The organism is Streptomyces sp. 13-12-16 (assembly GCF_002114215.1).
Lineage (GTDB): Bacteria > Actinomycetota > Actinomycetes > Streptomycetales > Streptomycetaceae > Streptomyces.
On the sequence record NZ_NCTE01000894.1, the window covers coordinates 1 to 899 of the forward strand.

At 72.2% G+C, this 899-nt stretch carries 1 protein-coding gene; it reads right to left on the reverse strand.

What is annotated here, in order from left to right; genetic code table 11:
- Positions 1-108 precede the first annotated feature (108 nt).
- Positions 109-899 (reverse strand): M23 family metallopeptidase (locus B7767_RS31390; protein WP_179167361.1); only part of this gene is annotated, 791 nt, incomplete at its 5' end.

The following is an 899-nucleotide window of genomic DNA, read 5'->3' on the forward strand; positions in this document are numbered from 1 at the left end:
ACGCCCACCGGCCCTGACGGCCCCGCACCTCCCCCGGAAACACCTGACCGGCAGCCCTGACGTCGGGGGGTCGCCGTCGGGACTGCCGGGGTTCGCGAACGGCGGGGTTCAGGGGGTGAGGCCCTTGCCCTGCAGCCACGCCATCGGGTCGATGCCCGAGCCGGAGCCGCCGGAGTGGACCTCCAGGTGGAGGTGGGCGCCGGTGGAGTTGCCGGTGGAGCCGACGCGGCCGATCACATCGCCGGTGTTGACCTTCTGGCCGACGCTGACGCTGATGGAGGACTGGTGGGCGTACCAGATCTCGGTGCCGTCGTCGAGCGTGAGCACGGTCTTGTAGCCGTAGGAGCCGTCCCAGCCGGCGGAGGTGATCGTGCCGGTGTGGACGGCCTTGATCAGCGTGCCCGTGGGGGCGGCGAAGTCGAGGCCGGTGTGGTAGCCGGAGGACCAGTAGGCGCCGGCCTGGCCGAAGGTCGAGGAGAGGGTGTACGAGGAGGTCGGCAGCGTGTACTGCTTGGCCAGCTCGGCGAGGCGCTCGGCCTCGGCCTTCTTCGCGGCCTCCTCCTCCGCCTTCTTCTTGGCGGCCTCGGCCTTGGCCTTGGCCTCCTTCTCCGCCTTGGCGGCGGCCTCGGCGGCCTGCTTCTCGGCGGCGGCGACGGCCTCCGCGGCGGCCTTGGTCTCGGCCTGGCTCTGCTGCTGCTCGACCTGGGCCATGATCCGGGTGCGCAGCGCCTCACCGGCGCCGGCGGTGCCCTGCTCGGTGTCGGCGGCGGTCATGCCGAGGGTGCTGAGGGGGGTGGCCGATCCCTCGGGGGTTTCCTCGTCGGAGATGAGGGAACCCACGTTGGGGAGGTCGGGCATGGAGATCGAGACCGGCGGCTTGCCGGTCTGGGCGCTGGCCA